The organism is Acidovorax sp. 59, assembly GCF_002754175.1.
Lineage (GTDB): Bacteria > Pseudomonadota > Gammaproteobacteria > Burkholderiales > Burkholderiaceae_C > Acidovorax > Acidovorax delafieldii.
The window spans coordinates 943,792-969,492 of sequence record NZ_PEET01000001.1 but is presented as its reverse complement, the minus strand read 5'-3'; the positions used below and the strand labels follow the sequence as shown (position 1 = coordinate 969,492).

The 25,701-nt window shown below is 67.3% G+C and carries 15 protein-coding genes; 5 read left to right on the top strand and 10 right to left on the bottom strand.

Annotation, left to right across the window (positions count from 1 at the left end; all coding sequences use genetic code 11):
• Positions 1-79: 79 nt before the first annotated feature.
• The 4 genes from pbpC to CLU87_RS04320 all read right to left on the bottom strand — a co-directional run bounded on the left by pbpC (position 80) and on the right by CLU87_RS04320 (position 9,792).
• A complete protein-coding gene (pbpC, locus tag CLU87_RS04335; protein WP_056747522.1) occupies positions 80-2,374 on the bottom strand; it encodes a penicillin-binding protein 1C in 2,295 nt (764 codons plus the stop codon).
• 60 nt (positions 2,375-2,434) lie between these two features.
• Entirely contained in the window at positions 2,435-3,304 is an 870-nt protein-coding gene (locus tag CLU87_RS04330) for a methylglyoxal synthase (protein WP_099729646.1), read from the bottom strand.
• A 55-nt stretch (positions 3,305-3,359) separates the two neighbouring features.
• Complete coding sequence (locus CLU87_RS04325) at positions 3,360-3,728, bottom strand: hypothetical protein (RefSeq protein ID WP_099729645.1); 369 nt, start codon at positions 3,726-3,728, stop codon at positions 3,360-3,362.
• 79 nt (positions 3,729-3,807) lie between these two features.
• On the bottom strand, positions 3,808-9,792 hold the full coding sequence (locus CLU87_RS04320; protein WP_099729644.1) for an alpha-2-macroglobulin: 5,985 nt from the start codon (positions 9,790-9,792) through the stop codon (positions 3,808-3,810).
• Positions 9,793-10,014: 222 nt separating this feature from the next.
• Between CLU87_RS04320 and CLU87_RS04315 the strand changes: the two genes are divergently transcribed.
• Positions 10,015-12,132 carry a catalase gene (locus CLU87_RS04315; protein ID WP_099729643.1) on the top strand — a complete coding sequence of 706 codons (2,118 nt, stop codon included), beginning with the start codon at positions 10,015-10,017 and terminating at the stop codon, positions 12,130-12,132.
• Positions 12,133-12,174: 42 nt separating this feature from the next.
• Positions 12,175-12,783: a hypothetical protein gene (locus CLU87_RS04310; protein WP_099729642.1), complete on the top strand. Its 609-nt coding sequence runs from the start codon at positions 12,175-12,177 to the stop codon at positions 12,781-12,783.
• 126 nt (positions 12,784-12,909) lie between these two features.
• Here CLU87_RS04310 and CLU87_RS04305 read toward each other — a convergent pair whose 3' ends face one another.
• The 3 genes from CLU87_RS04305 to argH form a co-directional block, all read right to left on the bottom strand.
• A complete protein-coding gene (locus tag CLU87_RS04305; RefSeq protein ID WP_099729641.1) occupies positions 12,910-14,367 on the bottom strand; it encodes a diguanylate cyclase domain-containing protein in 1,458 nt (485 codons plus the stop codon).
• Positions 14,368-14,592: 225 nt separating this feature from the next.
• A complete protein-coding gene (locus CLU87_RS04300; protein ID WP_099729640.1) occupies positions 14,593-15,582 on the bottom strand; it encodes a Bug family tripartite tricarboxylate transporter substrate binding protein in 990 nt (329 codons plus the stop codon).
• A 41-nt stretch (positions 15,583-15,623) separates the two neighbouring features.
• Positions 15,624-17,111, bottom strand: a complete 1,488-nt coding sequence (gene argH, locus CLU87_RS04295; protein WP_099729639.1) for an argininosuccinate lyase — start codon at positions 17,109-17,111, stop codon at positions 15,624-15,626.
• 52 nt (positions 17,112-17,163) lie between these two features.
• Between argH and CLU87_RS04290 the strand changes: the two genes are divergently transcribed.
• Together CLU87_RS04290 and CLU87_RS04285 are read left to right on the top strand one after the other, a co-directional pair.
• A complete protein-coding gene (locus CLU87_RS04290; protein WP_099729638.1) occupies positions 17,164-18,414 on the top strand; it encodes a sensor histidine kinase in 1,251 nt (416 codons plus the stop codon).
• On the top strand, positions 18,395-19,144 hold the full coding sequence (locus tag CLU87_RS04285) for a LytTR family DNA-binding domain-containing protein (RefSeq protein ID WP_056061176.1): 750 nt from the start codon (positions 18,395-18,397) through the stop codon (positions 19,142-19,144). Before CLU87_RS04290 ends, CLU87_RS04285 begins: the two co-directional genes overlap by 20 nt.
• Positions 19,145-19,245: 101 nt before the next feature.
• Here the strand turns inward: CLU87_RS04285 and arsA are convergent, their stop codons facing one another.
• The 3 genes from arsA to CLU87_RS04270 form a co-directional block, all read right to left on the bottom strand.
• Positions 19,246-21,078 (bottom strand): arsenical pump-driving ATPase, encoded by a 1,833-nt coding sequence (gene arsA, locus CLU87_RS04280; protein WP_099729637.1) that lies wholly within the window; start codon positions 21,076-21,078, stop codon positions 19,246-19,248.
• 52 nt (positions 21,079-21,130) lie between these two features.
• Positions 21,131-21,964, bottom strand: coding sequence for a ZIP family metal transporter (locus CLU87_RS04275; RefSeq protein WP_099729636.1), 834 nt, complete (start codon positions 21,962-21,964; stop codon positions 21,131-21,133).
• 131 nt (positions 21,965-22,095) lie between these two features.
• Positions 22,096-22,992: a dienelactone hydrolase family protein gene (locus CLU87_RS04270; RefSeq protein ID WP_056061167.1), complete on the bottom strand. Its 897-nt coding sequence runs from the start codon at positions 22,990-22,992 to the stop codon at positions 22,096-22,098.
• A gap of 258 nt (positions 22,993-23,250) precedes the next feature.
• Here CLU87_RS04270 and CLU87_RS04265 point away from each other — a divergent pair, with 258 nt between their 5' ends.
• Positions 23,251-25,641, top strand: coding sequence for a GGDEF domain-containing protein (locus tag CLU87_RS04265; protein ID WP_099729635.1), 2,391 nt, complete (start codon positions 23,251-23,253; stop codon positions 25,639-25,641).
• The last annotated feature ends 60 nt before the right edge of the window (positions 25,642-25,701 follow it).

Here is a 25,701-nt window from a genome sequence, read left to right as displayed (position 1 = left end):
TAGTTTGTAACTATTTTAAACAGTCACCTGAACCGGGACTTGGCCCGAATTCACACCGTATTCCTCGGATTTGTCAGCGTCAATGCGCACCTGCCCGGGGGGGCGCCGCCACCACACCGGCACCACGCACCTCCAGCCGGACTTCGTCCAGCACCTTGCCCTGGGCATCCGTGATCTGCACGACATGCCGCCCAGGCCACGGCATCCAGGCCACCCGAGGCCCCCGGCCCAGGGTTTTGCCGTCCAGCCGCCACTGCACGGCATCGCCCGTGGCGGTGAACTGCAGGCGCTGGCGCATCGGCGGGATGTCCGGGTCCAGCGCGATCACCGTGCCGGACGCCGGGGCGGTGATGCGGGCAGAGGCACCGGCAGGAGGCGCCGTAGGGGTCGAGGCAGCGTTTTTGGAGAATTTTTGGCCGGATGCGCTAGTGGAATATGGCTCGGAAGCTATCGAATCAATAGCAAACAAAGACTGCTGCGTGCCAGGCACAAACCATTCGTCGCGCGCAGCCTCCAGTGGCTGGGGCACGCCTGCAGAGGGCGGCTGGCCCGGACCAAACCGCACAGCCGCCCTGACCAGGCCCCCAGGGGCCTTGGGGGCCCGGCTGGGCTCGCGGGCGTGCAGAAAGCCCATCACCGCTGCCCAGATGGGCGCTGCACCACTGGTGCCGCTGACCTCGTGCATGGCCGCACCACTGGCATTGCCCACCCACACACCCACCGTGTAGCGCTCGGACCAGCCCACCGCCCAGTTGTCGCGCATGTCCTTGCTGGTGCCGGTTTTCACGGCCGTCCAGAAGCGGGTGGCCAACACGCTGTCGGTGCCGAAGGTGCGGGCGCGTGCATTGCCGTCGGACAGGATGTCACCCACGATGTAGGCAGCGCGTGGGTCGATGGCCGGGGCCGCGGCGCTCACCCGCCCGCCATTGGCGAGCGTGACTGCAACAGGACTCGCCCGCCCGCCGTTGGCGAGCGTGCGGTAGGCATTGGTCAGGTGCAGCAGCGGTACCTCGGGGCTGCCCAGTGCCAGGCTGTAGCCAAAGTAGTCGCCACTTTCGCGCAGCGGCAATCCCATGGCCCCGAGCTGCCGGTGGAACGCATCGGGCGTGACCATGACCAGCGTGCGCACGGCGGGCACGTTGAGCGACGCCGCCAGTGCCGTGCGCACCGACACCCAGCCCTTGAACTGGCGGTCGTAGTTTTGCGGAATGTAGAGCCCGCCCGCCGTGGTGATCTGCGCGGGCGAGTCCTCCACCAGCGAGGCTGCCGTGAGCCGCCGTTCGGCGATCGCCTGGGCGTACAAGAACGGCTTGAGCGTGGAGCCCGGCTGGCGCAACGCCAGCACCCCGTCGACCTCGCTGGCCTGGCTGAGCTGGCCGGATGACCCCACCCAGGCCAGCACCGCGCCCGTGGCGTTGTCCAGCACCAGTACCGCGCCGTCTTCCACATGGCGCCCGCGCAACTCGCGCAGGTGCTGCTGCAGGCTCTGCATCGCAAAACGCTGCAACGGCGCGCGCAGGGTGGTGGCCACCCGCTCGGGCACAGCGCTGTCCTTGTCCCGCTGGCGCAGAAGGTAGCGTGCAAAGTGTGGCGCCACACCCTCGCTGGCATCAAAAGCGCGGCGTTGTAATGCAGCCGTGGTGAACAGGTCCAGCGCGTCGCAGTCCACGCGCACCGCCGGTGCAGCGGGCGAGGCGGGGGTGGAGGGGCGTTGCTGCATGTCGCGCAGCACGCCGCAGGCACGCTGTGCCACCAGCGCAGGCCTTGCGTTGGGTGCGCGCACCAGGGCCGCTGCCACCGCGGCTTCGCGGTCGTCCAGGCCGTGGGCCGCCTTGTCAAACAGAGTGCGGCTCAGGGCATCGATGCCCACCAGCTCGCTGCGAAACGGCACCAGGTTGAGGTACGCCTCCAGGATCTGGTCCTTGCGCCAGCGCCGGTCCAATACCTGGGCGGCCACGGTCTGGCCGACCTTCTGCACCACCGTGCGCCCCCCGGGGCCCTGGCGCCAGTCCCCGTCCAGCAGGCCCGCGAGCTGCATGGTGATGGTGCTGGCCCCGCGTGTGCGCTGGTTCCACAGGTTGCCCCAGGCGGCGGCCGACGCAGCACGCCAGTCCACGCCGCTGTGTTCAAAAAAGCGCTTGTCCTCGCTCAGCACCAGCGCCTGGCGCAACGCGGGCGACACATCGGCCAGTGGCACCCACTGGCCACGCCGCACGGTGGCGTCGGTGCGCAAGCGCTGCAGCACCTCGCCTTCGCGCGAGAGGATCAGGGTGTCCGAGGGCTTGAAGTCCGCGCGCACCTCGTCAAACGTGGGAATGGCCCAGGCGCCCGAGGCGCAGGCCGCCAGCACCAGAGTGGTGGCCTGCGTGCGCATGCGCAAGGTGGGGAAGGAAGCGAAAGGAAGGAACACAAACACACAGAAATGAAAGCACTATCAGCGCGCTGCGCGCAGGCGCACGGCGTCGCACCAGCGCTGCGCCACGCCCGGCACGGTGACACACACCGCGTCGTGCGTGGCGGTGGTCACAGCGCGCTCCAGCAGCTGGATGTCGGCCTCGTGCTGGCGCGCCACATGCGGGTCCTCAAAAAAAACGGCGCGGTGGCAACGACGCTCCAGCACCAGGTCGGCAATCTGCGCATCGCCACCCAGCGGCCCGCTGTTAAAACGCTGCACCCAGGGCTGCCCTTCGGGCCAGCCCTTGCTCCACGCCAGGGCGTTCAGTCGCTGACCCGTGGTGCCGGTGGCCACCCGATGGCGAAACTGCGACAGCACATCAAAGTTGCGATCCGCAAAGTCGAGCATGGCCTGCTTGCACGCGTCGTGCGCAATCAGGGCCAGCGTCTGGGTGCCATGGTCATGAAACCGGTCGGCCTGCGGGTCGGGCTGCAGCCCGGCGTGGATGCGCTCCATCTCGATCCAGTCGCGTGCGCTGGCCACGGTGGAGAGAAACGGCTTGCCGTGGATCACACACTGCCGCTTGAGTGCCAGCGCCTCGGGGAAGATGGAAGAAGGGTCCACGGGGTCGGTGAGGTAGATCGCGCCATCGAGCGTGCGCCCTTCCCCCATGCCCACCACCTCTGCCACCACTTTCATCAGCCCCCCGTCGCGCCCGTAGGGATAGCGCACCAGCGGCCGGTACCCCTGCAACATGCCCGCAGCGACGATGGCATCGTGCGTGCGGCCCACGGCGTGCAGCCCCAGCTGCAGTTCCCGGATGCCCGCCTCGCAGGCGCGCAGCCAGGAAAAGAGCGCCGCATCTTCGGTGTGGTGGTGCAAGCGGTTGGCAGCGAGACCCAGGATCATGGTGGGTTGACTTTCTGAAAACGAAGGGATCTGAACATCGTAAGCGCCTCACGACTCAACGATCGGAGTGCTCACGGTCAAACCGCCCCTCGGCCTCGGTCAGATGGCGCAGCAGTACATGCGAGATCAGGTTGACGCCGATACCGCCGAACACCACCGGCAGCAGGTACAGCGCAATCGTCAGCTCGGAACTGAACCACACATCGTCGGCCAGCGACGGCGTGCTCTTGGCCTGTGCTGCCATGGACTCCAGCAGGTACACATCCACCCCCGCGATCAGCACCAGGGCCACACCAAACCCCAGCACCGCCCAGCGCGAGATCGACCGCGTGACCAGCAGCAGTGCATAAATGCCCACCGGCAGCACCAGCGAGAACCCCACCAGAAGCCAGAACCGCAGCTCCAGAAAGACGCTGAGGCTCATGGCATGCGTGCCTGGGGTGGGCGACGGGCAAGGCTGTGCATGGCGACGTTATGACGAAGTGGCGTTGGGGTGTGGCGACTTATTTGGCCACCTGCACCTTCACCCGTGCGTTGGGCGACTCGCCAAACATCTCGGGCGCATACATGGCCTCGACCCGGCTCGGTGGCAGCGCAAAGTCGCCCACGTTGTTCAGGCGCACGGTGTACTCCATCTTGACGATGCCCTTGGGCAGGTACTCGTAGTAGCTGCGGAAGGACTCAAAACTGCGCTCCTCGAACGCGGGCCAACCGGCGCCGCTTTTCTTTTCACCCTGCGTGGCGATCTCGGAGTCGCGACCCAGGCCGCTGCCAAGGATGGTGGCGCCACCCGGGATGGGATCGGTGATGGCGACCCAGGTCATGTCGGCCGTGGCGTTGACCTCCAGCGTCACGCGCAGCACGTCGCCCCGCGTGTACTGGCCGGCGGGCAGTGACTTGTTGGCCTGCTCCACCGGGGTGATGGTCTTCTTGATCGCATAGCCTGCCGCGAACGGGGCCTTGAGATCAATGGCCGCCACCGACTGCAGCGTAAGCCAGGGCTTGCCCGGCCCTTGGTGCGTGACGGCCAGTTGCTCCTTGCCGCCCACCTTGCCCGCAGCACTTGCCCAGGGCAGGAACATGCCGTTGTTCTTGAGGTTGCCGGGCGATGCGGGTGCACCAAACCAGGTGATCTGGTTGGGGGCGCCGGTGGCGTCCGACGCCTTCACGCGGTCAACCTTGCTCCAGTCCACGCTGGTGGTGTTGCCACCCATGCTGGCCTTGGTGGTGCCCGACACGGGTGTGGCCTCGAACTTGGCGCTGAATTTTTCCAGTGCCAGGCCGCCCCACAGGTTGGCGGTGGTGGTGTGCCAGGCGCCTGCCTGCTGGCGGCTGATGAAACCGTTGGCCAGGCGGCCCATGTCGTCCTTCCAGGCCGGGTCGTCCATCACGGCCAGCATCAGGCGGGCGGTGTTCACGTCGCCGTTCTGCATCAGCCACCACCAGTAGTCGTCCTGCTCGTTGCTGAAGATGAGCTTGGTGCCCTGGAACGACAGGCGGCCGCGCAGGATCTGCATCGCCTCGGCCAGGCGCTTGTCGCGCTCGGGCACATCGGCCACGCGCTTCAAGACATTGACCCAGTCGATCACCGTGTGGGTGGGCCACTGGTTGGGCGCGATAGTGATGCTGCTCACCATGCGGCCCTGGGCCTTGCCGTAGCGCGACAGCGCTTCGAGTGCAGCCACCTTGCGCATGTCCAGGTCCTTGCGCGGGCTCCAGAAGTTGCGCTGGATGCGGCCTTCCACAAACGCGATCAGGCCACGCTCCATGGGCGCGCGGGCTTCGTCGGGCAAGGCAAACGCGGGGTTGATGCTGGCGGCCTCGTGCGTGGCGGCCAGCACATAGGCCGTGAGGGTGTCGCTGCCCCGGTTGGCGTCGCCGTCGCGCGGCGGGAAGTAATTGGCCAGGCCATCGCTGTCGAGGTAGGTGGGCAACTGCGCCACCACGGTCTGCCACAGCGCCCCATCACGCAGGCCCACGGCCTTGCTGGTCTTTTGCTCCAGGCAGGCAAACGGGTAGCGCGCCCACCAGTCGCGCACGCCGGGCAGGCCTTCGGCCAGCTTGGGCTGCAGCGACATCTTGAGGCCGCCCCGGCCGGGCAATGCGTCGGCGGGTGGGTTCACATCGAGGTTGTAGCTACCGTCCACCTGCACCAGCGTGGCCTGCTGCACCGTGAGCGGCACCGCCTGCACGATGCGCTGGCGGGCCTTGAGGGCGTCGCGGGCGCCGCTGACCTGGTCCTTGGCTTCGATCTCCCACAGGATGGCCTCGGCGCGCGTCTGCGCCAGCTGCGCGGGGGCCGTTACGTCCCAGGCCACCTCACGCGCCTCTCCGGCCGGGATGTCGATGGTCTGCGGCGAAAGCTGAAGCAACGTGGCGCGTGGTGCCACCACCACCTTCATGGCGGCCTTGGTGGTGTTGCGCAGCGTGATCTGCGCGCGGAACTGGTCGTCCTCGCGCACCAGCGGCGGCAGGCCGCTGATGATCTGCAGATCCTGCGTGGCGCGGATGCTGGTGCTGCCGGTGCCAAACAGCCCGGTGGACGCATCGGCCACCGCCACGATCTTGAAGGTGGTCAGTGCATCGTTGAGCGGCACGGTCACCTTGGCCTGGCCGTTGGCGTCAAGCTTGAGTGCGGGCTCCCACAGCAGCAGGGTGTCCAGCAACTCGCGCGTGGGTGACTTGCCCCCACCACCCCCAGCGGGCACGGCCTTCTTGCCGTAGTGGCGCCGGCCGATGATTTCCATCTGCGCGGTCGATGTCTCCACACCCCAGCTGCGGCGCTGCAGCATGGCTTCCAGCAGGTTCCAGCTGTTGTTGGGCATCAGCTCCAGCAGCGCCTGGTCCACGGCGGCCAGGGCCACTTCGGCATTGGCGGCGGGCTTGCCGCCCGGCAGCGTGGCGGTGATGGTGACCTGGGCTTTGCCACGCACGGCGTAGCTCTCCTTGTCAGCCTGCACCTTCACATCGATCTGGTGGGCCTGTGTGCCCACGCGGATTTCAGCCACACCCAGGCGGTAGGCAGGCTTGGACAGATCCACCAGCGCCGTGGGCGCCTGGTATTCCTTGCCTTCGTACCAGAACGAGGTCCACCACTCGCGCGGCGCCTTGAAACCCCAGGTGAGGAAGCTGTACCACGGCACCTCGCGCAGGCGGCCCCGCAAGGCCAGCACGCTCACGTACACGTTGGGTCCCCAGTCGGGCTGCACCTTCAGGCTCACCGTGGGGTCCTGGCCGTTGAGCTGCACCACCTGCGTGTCGATGATGCCCTCACGCTCCACGGCCACCAAGGCCGTGGCAAAGCGGAACGGCATGCGCACCTGGAACTTGGCGGTCTCGCCGGGCTGGTAGCTCTTCTTCTCGGCCAGCAGATCGATGCGGTCATGGTCTTCACCACCAAACCACAGCTCGCCCTGGCGCGTGACCCACACCGACGAAGCGGCCACGCTGGTGTTGCCGTCCTTGTCCGTGGCCGTGACCACCAGCTCCACCTCGCCCGCCTCGTCGAGCTTGGCCTCGCACAGCAACAGGCCACGCGCGTCGCTTTTGCCGCTGCACAGTGTGCCCAGGTCCTTGGTATCGGTCTGGTTGTCGTAGCTGTAGAAGCCCCCCACCATGCGCTTGCGCGTGGTGGTGGTGATGCGGGCCAGGGCCTGCACCTGCAGCGCGGTGTCGGCCGCCGGCTTGCCGTTGTGTTGCAGCGCCAGCGCCTGGAAGCGGATCTTCTGGCGCGCAGACACCCAGCCCTCGGTCTTGATGCCCGCCACCACACCGGCGGGCCACAGCGTCTGCGTGCTGCGAAGGGTCTGCACCTCGCCATTGGGGTCGGCGTAGGTGGCCTCCAGCAGCAGTTCCTGCGGCTGGCGGGCCTGGGGCACATTGTCGATGGTGACCTTGCCCGCACCGTTCTTGTCGAGGGTGAGCGGCAGCTTGTCGGCAATCACGCGTGCATCCTGACTGGCGGTGGCCTCTTCGTCGTCGCTGTTGGCGTTGCTCTGCTCGCGCTTGCGGGGCGGGTTGAAGCGGAAGGTGTCGTAGTCGCTGAACTCCAGGGACTTGCCGCGCACCAGGGCCGACACGCGCACCGGCAGGTTGGCCGCGCCGCCACCGGCCACGTAGTTGATCTGCACGTCGGTGGGCACCGACCGCACGCGCACCAGCGCCTTTTTCTCGACCGGGGCAATGCGGCCTTCCAGCACGGGCAGGCGGAACTCCTCCACGCGGAACGAGCCCGACGCCAGGCTGCCATTCACCGTGCCGTTGCCCCCCAGCTCGACCTGGTACACGCCCAGCTTGGCAGCGGGCGGAATCGCAAAGGTGCTTTGCGCACTGAGCCCCCCGGTGGCCGTGCCGCGCCACACCAGGGGTTGGGTGAACTGCTGGCCGCTGCCCAGGTGGGTGATGACAAGGGTGTCAGGACGCGATGCCGATAGGGCAAAACCCTGGCGCGTTTCGGCGCGCAGCAGGTGCTTCATCGACACGGTTTCGCCCGCGCGGAACAGCGTGCGATCAAAGATGGTGTGGACGCGCTCGTCCGGCGAGGGTGCCCGGCTGGTGGGCACATTGAAGCGCCAGGGCTCGATGCCCCGCTGCCAATCGCTCCAGGTGAAGGCCATGTCCTCCACGCCATCCACCCCCTTGTGGCGCGCGCTCACAAAGTACGACTGGCCGACCTCGTCCTCAGAATTGGAATTGCAGCTGGGCGGTTCGGACGAGAGGCCCTCCACACGGGCAATACCCTGTGCGTCGGTCACGGCCTGCGCCAGTTCGTTGCCTCGGCAGTCCGACACGCGCACCGTGGCGCCCTGCACGGGCTGGCCCTTGTCCAGCGTGGTGACCCAGGCCATGGCGTTTTCGCGGCCCAGCTTGAAATGCACGCCCAGGTTGGTCACCAGCGCCGAGGTGCGCACGTACATCGTGCGGCCTTCGCCATGGCGGTCGTCCAGCAGCGAGGCGCCGAGCTTTTGCGACGCGATCTCCACCACATGGAAGCCGGGTGTGAGCGGAATGCCCACCACCTCGAACGGGCGCGGGTCGTTGCTCGATGGCTTGGGCAGGTCCAGCGTCTTGACGCCGCCCTTGCCTGCCAGCAGCGACAGCATGCGCGACTGCACGTATTCCTTGTCGTCATCCAGCACCTTGGGCAGGGGGCCGGTCACGTCCTGGCGCGCCTGCTTGCGGTTGACCACGTAACTGTCATAGCGCTGCACCTTGCGAAACCAGGCAATGATGTCCGCGTCGGTGCGGGGCTTGAGCGTGCTCACCTTGCCCGCCGGTACGGTGGCTGTCCCAACACCTGCTTGCAGGCCCTGCACGCGCAGGGCAGCCTCCACGTTGCGCAGCGTCACGGGCAGCAGCGCAGGCGGATTGTCCGACGCGGGGCCTTCGGCAAAACGCTCCACGATGCCAAACGGCGCCGCTGCAAACTTGGCCAGCGGCGGCATGCCGCCAGTGGACACCTTGAGCGGGAAGTTGTCCGCATTGCGCAGCGGGCGGCCCGAGGCGTCCTTGAAGTCCTTGGGCAGCTCGATGGTGAAAGCGGTGTTCTCGGCCAGCGGCGCGTTGAACTGCAGGCTGTTGACCAGGGCATCGGCCTGGGCACCTTCTGCGCCGCCATCAATCTGGGGCTTGAGGGTTTCCTTGGCGGACTTGAGGCGAATGGCAGCCGCCAGCTTGCGCGGCACGGGCGCGTTGAACGACAGCATCATCTGCCGGATCGGCAGGCAGGCCGCATGGGCGTTTTCGCGCTCGCAGCTGAACTCGGCCGAAAACGGCTCACGCACCTTGAAGTCAAAGCGTTTTTCCACCGTGTTGGCGACTCCGCTGGGGGTGGCCACCCCCTTGCCGAACACGATCTGCATGCGCGAGCCCGAGGTGAACCGGCGGTTGCAGGCCAGCGTGGCAAAGGACAGGGGCTCGCGTGCTGCGTCTTTCTCCAGGCCCAGGCCCTTGAGGATTTCGGCGCGCTGCGCCCCCTCGATCAAACGCACGGGGATGCGCTCGCCCACGCCTTCGGCCGTGCACCACACGTTGCTCTGCACGCTGGCCGTGGTGGCAGGACCATTGAGGAACAGCACAAAGAACTGCTCTTCGTCGATCTGCTCGTAGGTGCCGGGGCGGAGGTTCTGCACAAATGGCCCGCCGCTATTGAACTGATAGCTCTTGGCGCCCGTCAGTTCTGCGCCAGCGGGCGATTTGAAGCCCGGCTTGACGCTGGCGGTGCAACGCACGCCTGGCGGCAGGTCGCGCTCGAAGTCAAACACCCACTCGCGCTCGCCAGTCCAGCGGCCCGTGCCCTTGGTCACACTGGCGTCGCTGCAGCTCAGGCTCAGCGGCGCGGGCGCCTTGGGGTCCCCAAAATTGACCGCAGCAGCGTCGAACTTGGCCACCGCCTGGCGCACGCGCGCCACCTCGCCCTGGGGCGAGAAGCTGGTGATCTGCAGGGCCTGGGCCCCCCAGGCCACCAGAGACAGGCTGGCGGCCAACATCCATTTTTTTGCGTTCACGCTATCCCCTCCGAAGGAACCAGCAAGCGTAACAAAGTGCCATGTCGCCCGGGTGTGTGTTGCAAGCACTTACGTATCGGCCGGGCAAGCCGTCATCACGCGCGCCCGACGACGCGCCGATGGGGCCATGTCCTACCCGCTGGGAACGCTCAGCGCCCAAAGATGGTGGCTTCGTTTTACCCCACGCACCACCCAGGAGCGCCCATGGCACGACCCCCTACCTCGCGCAGCGCGGCCCACAAATCGCCGTCTGCCCTGCCTTCTTCCACCCAGTCCGATAACTTTCGCGGCAACGCGGGCGAGCTGCAGCAACAGGCGGGCGGCAAACACCCGGTGCTGACCACGCAGCAGGGTATTCCGGTTGCCGACAACCAGAACTCTCTGCGCACTGCGCCGCGCGGCCCCACGCTACTCGAAGACTTCATCCTGCGCGAGAAGATCACGCACTTTGACCATGAACGCATTCCCGAGCGCATCGTGCATGCACGGGGCACGGCAGCCCATGGCTTCTTTGAACTCACGCACTCGCTCAAGAAGTACACCACCGCCAAGGTGCTGACCGACATCGGTGTACAGACCCCTGTATTCACCCGCTTTTCGACCGTAGCCGGTGGCGCAGGCTCGGTGGACACGCCGCGCGACGTGCGCGGCTTTGCCGTCAAGTTCTACACACCCGAAGGCAACTGGGACCTGGTGGGCAATAACATCCCCGTGTTCTTCATCCAGGACGCGATGAAGTTCCCAGACCTGGTGCACGCCGTGAAGATGGAGCCCGACCGGGGCTTTCCGCAGGCGGCCAGCGCGCACGACACCTTCTGGGACTTTGTCTCGCTGATGCCCGAAACCCTGCACATGGTGATGTGGGCCATGAGCGACCGCACCATTCCCCGCAGCCTGCGCATGATGGAAGGTTTTGGCGTGCACAGCTTCCGCCTGCTGAATGCAGCGGGCGAGAGCACGTTTGTGAAGTTCCACTGGCGACCCAAGCTGGGCATCCAGTCCACCGTGTGGGACGAGGCCGTCAAGCTGCAATCGGCCGACAACGACTACCACCGGCGCGACCTGTTCGAAGCCATCGAGGCGGGGGACTTTCCCGAGTGGGAGCTGTCCGTGCAGCTGTTCACTGAGCAGGATGCCGAACGCTTTCCGTTTGACCATCTCGACCCCACCAAGCTCATCCCCGAAGAACTGGTGCCCCTGCAGCCCATCGGCCGCATGGTGCTCAACCGCTGGCCCGACAACTTTTTCGCCGAGACCGAGCAGGTGGCGTTCTGCCCCGCCAACGTGCCGCCCGGCATCGACTTCAGCAACGATCCCCTGCTGCAGGGCCGCCTGTTCTCGTACCTGGACACGCAGCTGTCGCGCCTGGGCGGGCCCAACTTTGCGCAGATCCCCATCAACGCCCCCAAGTGCCCGTTCCACAACATGCAGCGCGACGGGCACATGCAGATGCAGGTGCCCAAGGGCCGCGTCAACTACGAACCCAGCAGCCTGCAGTCTGACACGCCCCGCGCCTCGCTGGCACAAGGCTTTCGCCACTTCGCGCAGGCCGACGATGGCGTGAAGGGCCGCGTGCGGGCCGAGAGTTTTGCCGACCACTACAGCCAGGCGCGCATGTTCTACCGCAGCCAGAGCCCGCTGGAGCAGGCCCACATGGCCTCGGCGCTGGTGTTCGAGCTGTCCAAGGTCGGCACACCCCATGTGCGCGAAGCGGTGGTGGGCCATCTGCTGCATGTGGACGCAGACCTGGCCCAGCGCGTGGCCGACGGCCTGGGGCTGCCGGCACTGCCCCCTGCCCCGGCCACCACCGAGCCGGTGCAGGACCTGCCCCTGTCGCCCGCCCTGCGCATCATCGACCGCATGAAGCCCACGCTGCAGGGCCGCTCCATCGGCATCTTGGTGGCCGACGGCTCCAACGGCGCCTCGGTGACCAACCTGCGCAAGGCGCTGGAGAAAGTCGGCGCCACTGTGAAGATCGTCGCGCCCAAGGTGAGCGGCGCGGTACTGAAAGACGGCACGCTGCTGCCCGCCGACGGCCAGCTGGCGGGCACACCGTCGGCAGTGTTTGACGCCGTGGCCTCCATCCTGTCGCCCGACATGGGCGCACAGCTGGCCAAGGAGGCGGCGGCCGTCGACTGGTTCCGCGACGCGTTCGGCCACCTCAAGGCCATTGCCGCCTGCAAGGGCACCCGGGCCATCCTGCAGGCCGGTGGTATCGAGCCCGATGCAGGCGTGGTGGACCCGGCCGACGCCCAAGGTTTCATCGCCGCAGCCCAGACCCGCCAGTGGGAGCGTGAACCCAAAGTGCGCACCCTGGCCTGAAGCCCCACCTTTTCGTTCACCCCACCACCCCAAGGAGCCCCCATGCCCAAAAGCCACTACGACAGCCACCAACTCGACGACCTCGTCCTGCAGATGATGGAAACCGAACTCGGCGGCGAACAGGTGTACCGCACTGCCCTCACCTGCGCCATCAACACCGACCTGAAGAAGGAATGGCAAGGTTATCTGGAAGAAACGCTGGCGCACCAGAACGTGGTGCGCGGCATCTGCGATGCGCTGGGCCTGGACCCTGATACGCAGTCGCCCACGCGGGCCGTGGTCAAGCACATTGGCACGTCCCTGGTGCAGGCGATGCAGCTGGCCAAAAAGTCTGGCAGCCCCGACGCTGCACAGCTCGTGGCCTGCGAATGTGTGGTGCACGCAGAAACCAAGGACCACGCCAACTGGGAGCTGCTGGGCCAGGTCGCCAAGGTGGCCACGGGCGATGTGGGCCACACGCTCAAGGTAGCGCACAAGGCCGTGGAAAAAGACGAGGACCACCACCTGTACCACACCAAAGGCTGGTGCCGCGAGCTGGCCATTCAGGCCCTGGGCATGCCTGCCGTGCTGCCCCCGCCCGAGGAGGTCAAGAACGTGGAGACCGCCATTGGCGCATCGCGCGCCGAGCAACAGCGCACGGCCATGCTGTGACCGGGTTGCGGGGCTGCACGACGACAGGCCCCGTGGCAGCAAACGCTCCTAAAAATATAGCTGCAAGCGCTTTATGTACTAGCGCCTGCAGCTATTTTTGCTTGATTTCCATGCAAAACATGCTTCTCAGGCCAACGGCGGCGGGGTCTCCTGCGGCAACTCTGCAGCGCCGGGGGCTTCGGCCAATGTGGCCAGCCCTTTGCCGCTGCGCTTGCTGGTGTAGAGCGCCCGGTCCGCCCGGTCCATGAGCGCGGGCATGGATTCCACAGCAGGGCCCTGGAACAAAGCGACCCCAACGCTTGCGCCAGTCAGCACGTGTTGGCCACTGTCAAGTCCGATGGGCGCCACCAGCGCTGCCAGCACCTTGTGGGCCAGTTCCATGGCGGCCTCCGGGGACGCCACAGCGTTCAGCACCAGTGCAAATTCGTCGCCGCCCAGGCGGGCGGCGGTGTCATTGGCACGGGCCAGCCCGGCCAGACGCTGCGCCACACGCACCAGCACCTGATCGCCACTGCCGTGCCCCAGACTGTCATTGACCGCCTTGAAACCATCCAGGTCCACCAGTAACAACGCGCCCGCACGGTGGTCACGGTAGGCCGTCAGCACCGCCTGCGACAAGCGGTCTTCAAACAGGCGCCGGTTGGGCAGCCCCGTCAGGCGGTCATGGCTGGCCAGCGCCAGCACCTGCTGGTGGGCGCGCACCAGCCGAGCGCTCAACAGCCCCAGCACCAGCGCGAACGCGTAGGCCAGCATCACCACCAGCGCGGGTGCACGGCCTGCAGCCCCCCACCCGCCCGTGGGGACCGCGCCCAGGATCCAGCTGCCGCCACCCGGCAAGGGCACATCGAGCGTGGCCGGCTCCTCGTCGAACAACTGAGGGCGGCCGATGAACACCGCGCCCTGCGCGCCCATGGCGTCCAGTCCACGTGCCGCCACCTGAAAACCCATCTGGTCCGAGTTCAGGCCCACGTCGGCGAACAGGGTGTCGGCATTGACGGTGAGCGACACGATGCCCCAGTAACGGGGCCCGCCCACAGGTGCGCGCCCCGGCGGATGTGCCAGAAACACCGGCGTGCGGCTGATGATGCCGAGCCCCCCTTGCACCAGCGGAATGGGACCTGCAACGACGGTGCGGCGGGTCTGGATGGCCCGCTCCACCGCACCACGCTGCTGCGGGTTGTCCAGGTACCGCAGGCCAATCGCTCGCTCATTGCCCACGCGCGGGTACACATCGCTGATGACGTTGTCGGGCGCCAGAGCCAGGTTGCGGATATTGCGCTGGTGCTCCAGCAGGCGGCCCACCACGGTGGCAAAGATGTCGGGCGACATGCTGCCTTGTGCGGCAATGAAGGCGGACACCGTTTCGGGCACCGACAGCGTGCTCTGCAATTGCCTGTCCAGGCGGTCGCGGATCTGCAGCAGGTGGCTTTGCGCCTGCGCAGCAATCTCGGTCCGCGCCTTGGTGTGTGAGATATCGATGACCACCCAGGCCAGCAAGGCGGCCAGTGTGCTGCTGCACACACCCACCGCGAGGGGCAGGTACCGGTGATGGATCCAGTTCGAAGGGAGGCGGCTGGTGGGCATGAATGAGGTCCGGGATGGGTGCCGGATGGTGCCATGGTCTGTGCAGACCGGCCAGCACCGACTGCGCAAGGCGGCCGCTTTGGAGACACCCAGCCGGTCGGTGAGACGGCCCCTTGTGGCCACAGCCCCACAGCACGGACAGCACGTACCACACGCACAGCACGCACCGCCGGTGATGCGAATGCGGGCGGGGTCAGGCGGCTTCGCAGCAGCCCTCCCCGTCCTTTATTGCGCTACAAACCCGCTGGTCTTGATGATGCGCGTCCAGGCCTCGGTGTAGGCCTTCTCGCGCGTGGCCAGCTGCTGGGGCGACATGTAGCCCACTGTGAGGCCCATGGCGGTGAGGTGCTCGCGCACATCGGGCTGGGCCACCACCTTGGCCAGCGCGTTCGAGAAGTCGGTGATGAACTTTTGCGGCGTGCCGGTGGGTGCGTAGATGCCGTAGTACGGCAGGTCTTCAAAACCCTTGAGGCCCATCTCGTCGAACGTGGGCACATCGGGCATGGAGGCCTGGCGCTTGGTGCCCAGCACGCCCACCACGCGCACCTTGCCGGCCTTGTGGTTTTCCATGAAGTCCTGCACCGAGGCCACGCCCGCGCTGATCTGGTTGCCCAGCATGTCAGCCATCATGGGGGCGCTGCCCCGGTACGGTGCCGAGACCAGGTCCAGCTGGTACTTTTGCCCGACCAGCTTGACCAGAAACTCTGGAGTGGAAGCTGGCGCAGGAATACCCACCGCGCCCTTGCTGCCACCGGCCGTCTTGACCCACTGCACGTACTCGGTGAACGACTTGGCCGGCGTGCCGCCCGACACGGCAAACGCATTCACAAACGTGGCAAAACCGCCCACCGCCACAAAGTCGCGCGCGGGTTCGTAGCCGGGGTTCTTCACCACCTGGGGCAGGATGGAGATGGTGTGGTCGTGCGTGAGGAACAGCGTGGTGCCGTCGGGCGCCGAGGCCTTGAGTGCCTGCGCGGCAATCTGGCCGCCCGCGCCGGGGCGGTTTTCGACCACCACAGGCTGGCCCAGCTCATCCTTGAGCTTCTCAGACAGCGTGCGCGCGATGGCGTCCGTACCGCCGCCGGGCGGAAAACCCACAAGCAGGCGGATGGGCTTGGCCTGCTGGGCGGACGCCAGGCCCACGGCCAACGCGGCCCCCACAAAAGCACCCGTGCGCACAAGGCGGGACAGCAGGCTGCGGCGGGAAGTTGTCATGAAAAAGCTCCAGGGTAGAGGGTCAACAGGCGGTGCAAAGATCAGGCCAGGCGGGCGCGGTGGCGCGCCAGCTGGGCACGCACCTGCGCCGGGGCCGTGCCGCCCAGCGTGTTGCGGGCGTTGAGCGAGCCCCGCAGGCTCAGGCACTCGTACACATCCTTCTCGATGGCGGGGTGAAAGCCCTGCAGCACGGTCAGGGGCAGCTCCGACAGGTCACACGCATGGGTGGTGGCCGCCTTCACGGCGTGGGCCACCGTCTCGTGCGCATCGCGGAAGGGCAGGCCCTTCTTGACCAGGTAGTCGGCCAGGTCGGTGGCCGTGGCATAGCCCTTGAGTGCGGCCTGCTCCATGGCCTGGGCGTTGACGGTGATGCCGCCCTCTTTCTTGCCCGTGGCGGGGTTCAACTGGCCGCCGACCATTTCGGCAAAGATGCGCAGCGTGTCTTTGAGCGTGTCCACGGTGTCGAACAGCGGTTCTTTGTCTTCCTGGTTGTCCTTGTTATAGGCCAGGGGCTGGCCCTTCATCAGCGTGATCAGGCCCATCAGGTGACCGACCACGCGGCCGGTCTTGCCGCGCGCGAGTTCGGGCACGTCGGGGTTCTTCTTCTGCGGCATGATCGACGAGCCAGTGGTGAAGCGATCCGCAATCTTGATGAAGCCGAAGTTCTGGCTCATCCAGATGATGAGTTCTTCGGACAGGCGGCTCACGTGCACCATGCACAGGCTGGCGGCGGCGGTGAATTCGATGGCGAAGTCGCGGTCGCTCACGGCGTCCAGGCTGTTCTGGCACACCACGGGGGTTCCGTTCGCATCCACCATGCCCAGCGTCTTGGCCACGCGCTCGCGGTCCAACGGGTAGGTGGTACCGGCCAGGGCCGCGCTGCCCAGGGGTAGCACGTTGGTGCGACGGCGCACGTCGGCCATACGCTCGGCGTCGCGCTTGAACATCTCCACGTAGGCCAGCATGTGGTGGCCAAAGCTCACGGGCTGGGCCACCTGCAGGTGGGTGAAGCCGGGCAGGATCACCTCGACGTTCTGCTCGGCCACATCGACCAGCGACACCTGCAGCTCTTTGAGCAGGTCGCCGATCAGGTCGATCTCGCCGCGCAGCCACAGGCGCACGTCGGTGGCCACCTGGTCGTTGCGGCTGCGGCCAGTGTGCAGGCGCTTGCCAGCGTCGCCCACCAGCTGCGTCAGGCGGGCTTCGATGTTCAGGTGCACGTCTTCCAGGTCCAGCTTCCACTCGAAGGCGCCGGACTCGATTTCCGACGTGATCTGGGCCATGCCGCGCTGGATGGAGGCGTGGTCTTCGGCACTGATGATGCCCTGCGCGGCCAGCATTTCGGCGTGCGCCAGGCTGCCTGCAATGTCGGCCTGCCACAGGCGCTTGTCGAAGAAAACGCTGGAGGTGTAGCGCTTGACCAGGTCGCTCATGGGCTCGGAAAACAGCGCCGACCAGGCCTGGGCCTTGGTGTCGAGCTGGTTGTGGGACGGCGCAGAGTCGGCGCTGGTGGCTTGGGCTTTGGACATAAGGAGGGCAATAATCCGGTGGTTCAGACACCCGGACTGTCCGGATGCCGCAATGCAAAACACCCAAATTTTATCGACCCAGCCCCCGCCGCCGGATTCCGCCCTGCCAGACAGGCCAGCGCGCAGCGTGCGGGCCGCTGCGGGCGCCGGGCCGGGCGGGCAGCCGCCACGTGGGCGGGCCCTGGTGTTCGATGCCTGCCAGGTCGGTGTGGTGCTGCGGGCCGTGCTGTTTGTGGAGGTGGTGGTGGGCGTGGGTGCCATGTATGGCGCCGGCAGCCCCGTCGAATGGCTGGCCAGCCTGGCGCTGCTGACCGGCGGCGCGCTGCCGGCCACGCTGGTGTGGCTGATCACGGCCTGCAGCCTCAAGACGGTGCTGCAGCGCCTGTCCACCGCACAGCAATATGCCGCCGGGGTGCTGCTGGGGGCCGTGGCCGGTGCCTATGCCTGCGCCATGCTGGCGCTGGTGGGCCTGTCGGCATCGCCGCCCTGGCTGGCCAGCGCAGCGACAGGCGCGTTGCTGGCGGCCATGCTGGTGGCTGCGCTGGTGCTGCGCGCCCGGGGCCGCACCCCGGCCGCCACCACGGCGCGCCTGACCGAGCTGCAGTCGCGCATCCGCCCGCATTTTTTGTTCAACACACTCAACAGCGCCATTGCGCTGGTGCGTGAGGAGCCGGCCAAGGCCGAGTCGCTGCTCGAAGACCTGTCGGACCTGTTTCGCGTGGCCCTCATCGAGCAGGGCGAATCGACCACGCTGGCCGAGGAGATCACCCTGGCGCGCCGTTACCTGGGCATTGAGCAGGTACGCTTTGGCAAGCGCCTGCAGGTGCAGTGGAACCTGGACCCACGCACCGACAGCGCCCGGCTGCCTCCGCTGCTGCTGCAGCCGCTGGTGGAAAACGCCGTCAAACATGGCGTGGAGCCCAGCGCCCGGGGCGGCAAGCTGCGCGTGCTGACCGAGCTGCGCGGCACCCGCGTGGTGGTGCGCATCACCAACACCCTACCCCCCAAAGAGGGCAAAACCGGCAAACACGACGAGCCCAGCACGCGGGGCCATGGCATCGCACTGGCCAACGTGCGCGCGCGGCTGGCCTTGCTGCATGACGTGCAGGGCGAATTCACCGCTGGCGTGCAGGACGGGCTGTACCAGGTGCGCATCACATTGCCCGCCGCCGACCCCACCCCTGCCGCCCGCCCGCGCACGCCCTTGCGCGGACGTGGCGACCTGCGGGGCGGCTACCGCCGAGGCGCGGTGGCCCCGACCGAACCTACCCCCTCCAAACCCCATGAACATCCTGATCGTTGACGACGAAGCCCTGGCGCGCAGCCGCTTGCGTACCCTGCTGTCCGACTGCTCGGACATCCAGCGCTGCACGGTGGCAGAGGCCTCCAACGCCGCCGAGACCATGGCGCTGCTGGGCCCCACCGGGGGACGTGGGTACGACCTGGTGCTGCTGGACATCCACATGCCCGGCCAGGACGGCCTGGCACTGGCCCATGCACTGCAGGCCCTGCCCCAGCCCCCGGCCGTGGTGTTTGTGACAGCCCACGCCGACCACGCAGTGAGTGCGTTCGAGCTGGATGCCGTGGACTACCTGACCAAACCCGTGCGCCGTGAGCGCCTGCAGCAGGCCCTGGCCAAGGTGCAGCGCACCAGCCGCCCCGCAGGGCCCAGCGCCGTGCCCAGCCTGCCCGAGGGCGAGACCCTGCTGATCCAGGACCGGGGCCGCACCGAACGCCTGCCGCTGACCGAGGTGCTGTACTTCAAGGCCGAGCAGAAATACGTGACCGTGCGCACCACCACGCGCAGCTACATCATGGACGGCTCGCTGAGCGAGCTGGAAGCCAAGTTTGCACCGCGCTTCCTGCGCATCCACCGCAATGCGCTGGTGGCGCGCCGCGCCGTGCGCGCGCTGGAAAAGCACTACGACCCTGAGGAGGGCGAAGGCTGGGCGGTGCGTTTGCAGGGATCGACCGAGCTGCTGGCGGTGTCGCGGCGGCAGGTGGCGGCCGTGCGCGAGGAGCTGGCGCGTTAGCAGCAGGGCTGCACAGGCCTTTGAGGGCCCTGGAACACCCTTACAGATATTTTTTGAGCCATTTTGGCCGCCAGCGCTAGTTCCATATGCCTGAGCAGCTATCAATGAGATAGCAAATCTCCTGTGACTGCAGGTGGTGCGGCCGCCAGCCGCCCCAGCGCCTCCACGCCCACAGGCGGGTGTGCCAGCCAGGGCAGCACGTAGGTGCGCTGCGCCAGGCCGCTGGCGATGCGTGCGGCCTGCTGTTGCTCGCCCGCCAGCCGGGCCTGCAGCAGCGGGTCGCTGGTGCCGGTGGCCGCCACACTTTTGTTGATGACCCAGGCCCAGGGCTCGATGCGGGCGCGGCGCAGGTCGTCCTGCAGCGCAGCGGCCTGGCTCACGGGGGTGACCTCGGGCAGCGTGACGATGACCACGTGGGTCATGTCGGCGTCCTGCAGGCGCATCAGCGGCGTGATGATGTGCTTGGCGTTGACGTTGCTTTCGTACTGCTGCGTCATCTGCCGGTGGTAGGCGCCGGTGGCGTCCATCAGCAGCAGGCTGTGGCCGGTGGGTGCCGTGTCCAGCACCACAAAGGCGCTGCGGGCCTCGTTCACCACGCGGCTGAAGGCGTGGAACACGGCCACCTCTTCGGTGCAGGGCGATTGCAGGTCTTCCAGCAGCAGGGCGCGACCCGCGTCGTCCAGTGCCTTGCCGCGCGTGGCCATGATCTTGTCGATGTAAGCCTGGGTTTCGGCCTTTGGGTCGATGCGCCCCACCTTCAGCCCCGGCAGGCTGCCATCGAGCTGACTTTGCACATGGGCCGCCGGGTCGGTGGTGGTGAGGTGCACGCTGTGCCCACGCTGCACCAGGCCCACGGCCAGCGCGGCGGCGATGGTGGTCTTGCCCACGCCGCCCTTGCCCATCACCATGACGAGGCCGTGGCCCTTGGCGGCCAGCGCGTCGGCCAGGGCAGCGAGGGGCTCCGCCTGCAACGGCACACCCGCTGCGGCAGTGGGCGCGCGCAACGTCACATCGCCGCCACCCAGCAAGGCCCGCAGCGCAGGCAGGCCCACGGTGTCGAAGGCGCGCAGCGGCACCTCGTCGCGCGGCAATTGCGCCAGCGCATCGGGCATCTGGTCCATGGCTTCGCGGCCCAGGGACTCGATGGCGTCGGCCACCGCGTCCTGCCCCGGCTGGCTGGCATGGAACACGCCGTTGATGGCCAGGCGCTGGTTGGCCAGGCCCAGGGCGCGCAGCTCCCGCGCGGTGCGCGCGGCCTCTTGCATGGGTCGGGGGTCGGGGCGGGTGACCAGCACCACGGTGGTCAGGGCCGGGTCGCTCAGCGCGGCCAGGGCGGCGTTGAAGCGCGCCTCCTGCATCTTCAGACCCGAGTGCGGCCCCAGGCACGAGGCACCCCGGTCATTGCCGGCCAGGAATCCGGTCCAGGCCTTGGGCAGGCTCAGCAGGCGCAGCGTGTGGCCGGTGGGGGCCGTGTCGAACACCACATGGTCGAACACATGGCCGGTGTCACTGCCCTCGCTGGCCAGCAGCGCGGCAAATTCGTCAAATGCAGCGATCTCAGTGGTGCAGGCGCCCGACAGTTGCTCGCGCACCGTGGCGCGTTCATCGCTGGTGGCGGTGGCCTCCAACTGCGCCAGCACACGCTGGCGGTAGGCCTCGGCGGCGGTATCGGGGTCTATGTTGAGCATGTGCAGCCCCGGCACCCCGGGCACGGCCACCGGCTGGTTGGACAGCGGCACGCCCAGCATTTCATCGAGGTTGGAGGCCGCGTCGGTGCTGACCAGCAGCACCTGGCAGCCCGCATCTGCCAGGGCAATGGCCGCAGCCGTGGACAGCGAGGTCTTGCCCACCCCGCCCTTGCCCGTGAAGAACAGGAAACGCGTGGGCTGGGCGAGCAGCCCGAGGGAGATGGGGGTGGCGTGTGGGGCAGTCATGGGCCCAGCATGGCAGAACCGTTCGGCACGGCCTTGAGCCAGGTCAAGTGCGTCAGTGCGCATGCGCCGCCCCGCTCACCAGCGTGACCACGGCCATGCCGGCAATCAGCCAGGCAATCTGCAACACGGTTTCGCGCGCGGTCAGGCGTTTTTGCAGCTGGGGGATCAGGTCGGCCAGCGCCACGTACACAAAACTGCTCGACGCCACGGCCAGGAAGTACGGCAAAAAGTCTTGCAACTGCCCCACCAGAAAGTAGCCCACCACCCCGCCCAGCGCCGTCACGGCCCCCGCCAGCGACACCTTCACCAGCGCCATGCGGCGGTTGGGGCTGGTCTGGCGCAGCACCACCAGGTCGCCCATGTGGTGCGGCACCTCATGCGCGAGCACCGACACGGCGGCAATCACCCCCAGGCGAATGTCAGCCATGAAGGCCGAGGCGATCAGGATGCCGTCACCAAAACAATGCACGCTGTCGCCCGTGAGCACCGCCCAGCCTCCCGAGCGTGGGCCGTGGTGGTGGTGCGCATGGCCGTGGTCATGGCCGGTTTCGTGACCATGGTGGGCATGGCTATGGGCAGCGGTCTCTGCGTGGCTGTGCTCATGCCCGTGGTGCCACAGCTCGGCCTTGTCCAACAAAAAGAAGAACACCACACCCACCAGCAGGGTGGCAAACAGGTCGTGGGCGCCCGCCTGGCTCTCGAACGCCTCGGGCAACAGGTGCATGAAGGCCGTGGCCAGCAAGGCACCCGCGGCCAGGCTGAGCAGGTGCTGCGGCCCCACGCTGTCGCTCCGCCCACCCAGGCCCAGCCGCATAAGCAAGGCGGCCAGCCACACGCTGCCGATACCAGCGGCCAGTGTGGCCAGAATGATTGCTACCAAAGTCATAGCTTGTTGCGCTTTATCTTTAAGCCTTGGCTCATTTTTTATTCAGAATCTGCACGCCCGATGCAAGATGAAAAAAGCCGCCCCGGGTATGGGGCGGCTGCGGGTGGCCTGGTGGGCCGGGGGTTTGTGCATCAAACCACACCGTGCGTCTTGAACCAGGCCAGCGCACGCTTCCAGCCGTCTTCGGCCGCTTCCTTGCGGTAGCTGGCGCGGTAGTCGGCATGGAAGGCATGCGGTGCATCGGGGTACACCACAAATTCCGACGCCTTGGCCTGTGGCGAGCCACTGGACAAGGCCGCTTTCATCTTATCAACCGTGTCAAGAGGGATACCGGTGTCTTTTTCGCCATACAGGCCCAGCACCGGCGCCTTGAGGATGGGCGCCAGGTCCACAGGGTGCTTGGGGGTGAGCTCGCTCGCTTGCCCCACCAGCCGCCCGTACCATGCCACGCCGGCCTTTACGGGGCCGTGTGCGGCATACAGCCAGGTGATGCGGCCACCCCAGCAAAAGCCGGTGATCCCCACCCGGGCGCCATCGCCCCCGTTGGCTGCGGCCCATGCCACAGCGCCGTCCAGGTCGGCCATCACCTGGGCGTCGGGCACCTTGGACACCACTTCAGCCATCAGCTTGGCAATGTCGGTATAGGTAGTGGCATCGCCCTGGCGCGCGTACAGCTGTGGGGCAATGGCCAGGTAGCCCGCCTTGGCAAAGCGGCGGCAGGTGTCGGCGATGTATTCGTGCACGCCAAAAATTTCCTGGATCACCAGCACCACGGGCAGGCCGGTCTTGCCAGCCGGTGCTGCGCGATAGGCCGGCACCTTGAAGCCATTGACCGTGAAACTCACTTCCCCCACCGTCAGGCCGTCTGCAGGCGTGGCAATGGCCGTCTGCGCCATGATGGGGGCGGCCGCCGCCGCATAACCCAGGCCCAGCGCCGCCTGCAGCGCAGTGCGGCGCGTGGCGCCCGCTTCGGTGGTGCGGCCCGGCAACAGCGCCTGGGCGTCGGCATGGAGGTCGTCATTGAACATCGGTTTTCTCCAAAAAAGGGGGGATGGGCCACGGGGTGGAAACTGCCAGCCCCGGAGTCTATGGGGTTTGCGCGGCCTCCGCATTTTCGGATACCGAAAAACGGGGAGCACTGCTAGACTTTCCGCGAGCACCGTCACCGTGGGCATGCGCCACCAACCCGCTACCGCGCAACCGCCTGCTCGCCCGCCCACATTTGCTTTTTTCTTTCTTCATCCACCCGCCCACCTCCCGCAGACCACCCGCACCGGCCCGAGCGCATGCCCCCTCATCCCACACCACTCCCCCTGCGCGGACAGCTGCTGGTCCGACTGGTGGTCGGGATTTGCGGCGCGGGGGGCTTGGGGTTGCTGACCTGGGCGCTGGCCCGCCAAAGCATGGACCCGGCCATGCGACTGGCCAGCGCGGGTGCCGGGCTGGCGCTGGTGGCCAGTGCGGTGCTGTGCTGGTGGCTGAGCCTCCGGTTGCTGGCGATGCATGCCACCGCCAGGGCCGCCCAGGATGCTGCGCAGCGGGCCACCAACCAGCTGTGCGCCACGCTGGACATCCTGCCCGACGGGCTGGCCATCTACGACGCTGACGACCGCTTGGTGCTGTGCAATCCCCGGTACCGGGAAGTCAGCCCCGGCACCACCATGGCCGTCGATTACGGCACCCGCTTTGAAGACGTGCTGCGCCGCGCTGCCGAATCCGGCCACATCGTGGCTGCGCGGCAGGACACCAATGCCTGGCTGGCCGACCGCATGGCCCGCCATCGCTCGCCCGGCCAGCCCGAGGTGCAGGAGGTCGAGGGCGACCGCTGGATGCTCATCACCGAGCGACTGCAAGAGGGGGGCGGCATGGTGGTGCTGCGCGCCGACATCACGGACGCAGTGCACAAGGAACGCGCACTCAAGCAGGCCCTGCACGACGCCGAACGTGCCGAACGCAGCCTGCGCGAGGCCGTCAATGCCATGCCCGCCGGGCTGGACATCTATGACGAGCAAGACCGGCTGGTGCTGTGCAATGACCAGATGGCGCGCCTGCGTCCGCACCTGCCCGTGGCGGAGTCCCTGGGCAAGACGTATGAGGAACTGCTGCGCGAGGGCCTGCGCTACGGCATCCCCGAGGAGGCCAAAAACCAGGAAGAGCTCTGGCTGGCGCATGAGCTGGCCATCCGGGGCCATCGGCCCGGCCCCGAAGTGCGCCACTACCCCAACGGCACGTGGATGCACATGCACGAATGCCGCACCCCGTCCGGCATGACGGTGTGCGTGCGCCTGGACATCAGCGACCTGATCGAACAGCGCCAGAAGGTCGAGACCGCCCGACAGGAAAGCCAGCGCATGCGCCAGCTGCTGGAGCGCGCGGTGGAGGCCCTGCCCGTGGGCATCGAGATCTTCGACGAGCAGGACCGGCTGGTGCTCTACAACCAGCAGCTGTCCCGCATGTATCCGTACATCAACTATGCGGACCACCTGGGCAAGGGTTTTGTGGACATCCTGCGTTATTCGGTCTCGCGCGGCCTGATCCCTTCGGCCAAGGGGCGCGAGGAGGCATGGATCGCAGAGCGCCTGTCAGAGCACGGCAGCAGCACATCCACCCTGGTGCAGCGTCTGAGCGATGGCCGCTGGATCAACATCTACGAAACCCGCACCCCGGAGAACTACGTCGTGGCCGTGCGGCTGGACATCACCAACCTCATCGAGCAGCGCCAGGCCCTGGAGGCCGCGCAGCAGGCGGCGCAGCAGGCCCGCCAGCTGCTGCAGGACGCCGTGGAGTCACTGCCAGAAGGCTTTGCCCTGTTCGATGCAGAAGACAAGCTGGTGGTGTGCAACGCCCAGTACCGGCGCCTGTACCCCATCTCGGCCCCCATGATCGTACCCGGCAGCACGTTTGAACAGATCGCGCGCTATGGCGCCGAGCGCGGCCAGTACCCCGACGCCATTGGCAACGAAGAGGCCTGGCTCGCCCAGCGCATGGCCGACCACCGCGCGGCCAACCATGCCGTGCTGCAGCGCCTGCCCGAGGGCCGCTGGCTGCAGGCCGACGAGCGGCGTACCCCCCAGGGCGGCATCGCCGGTGTGCGCACCGACGTGACCCAACTGGTGCGCAAGGAGCAGGAACTGGCCGCCGCCAACGCCAAGCTGGCCCTTCTATCCACCACCGACGGTGTGACGGGCATTGGTAACCGCCGGCGCTTTGACGAGCGGCTGGCCACCGAATGGATGCGCTGCGGGCGGCACCAGCTGCCGCTGGCCGTGATCCTGATCGATATCGACCACTTCAAGCTCTACAACGACCACTACGGCCATCTGGCCGGTGACGAATGCCTGCGCCGCGTGGCGCAGCTGCTGCAGGGCACCATCCGCCGGGCCGACGAGGTGGCCGCACGCTACGGCGGCGAGGAGTTTGTGCTGCTGCTGCCCGATGTGCCCCTGCCCGAGGCAGTGACGGTGGCAGAGCGCTGCATGGCCAGCCTGCGCGAGGCGGCCCTGGCCCACCCCCGCTCCCCCACGGCGCCCTACATCACGCTCAGCATGGGCATTGCCAGCCTGGTGCCACGCCCCGGCACCAGTTCTGACACACTCGTGCACGCGGCCGATGCGGCTCTGTACCGCGCCAAGTATGGCGGCCGCAACCGCTTCGAGGTCTTCACGCCTGCGCAGTGACGGTGTTGCCAGCGGGGGTGGCGACGGCCTGAGCAGGTCCGCGCCGGGCCTTCCGGTTTT